At 38.0% G+C, this 255-nt stretch carries 1 protein-coding gene; it reads right to left on the bottom strand.

Going from position 1 to position 255, the window contains the following annotated elements; translation table 11 throughout:
- A partial coding sequence (locus PSI06_RS21355) for a sulfatase-like hydrolase/transferase (RefSeq protein ID WP_273604856.1) occupies positions 1-255 on the bottom strand: 255 nt, incomplete at both ends.

The following is a 255-nucleotide window of genomic DNA, read 5'->3' as shown; positions in this document are numbered from 1 at the left end:
CCAAAAATACGGTGTTTTTCCAGTACGATTGTGTTTTTGCTTTATTTATAAACTTCCCTAGTGCGTAATCTGCATACTTAATTGCAAGATCACGTTTATAGTTTTCAGGGCTATACCCTTCAGGTAGCGATACCTTACCTTGTGGGATGTCAAATGGATCGTGATTGCTCGAAGTAAATACAAGACTAAAAAATGGCACTGCCGCATTACTTAGTTTAGTCAGTTCCTTATCTGCTTGTTGGAATAAGTCCTCAT

The organism is Pseudoalteromonas sp. GABNS16E (genome assembly GCF_028598715.1).
Lineage (GTDB): Bacteria > Pseudomonadota > Gammaproteobacteria > Enterobacterales > Alteromonadaceae > Pseudoalteromonas > Pseudoalteromonas atlantica.
Note: the sequence above shows the minus strand (reverse complement) of the source record. Positions and strands in the feature narration are given on the sequence as shown.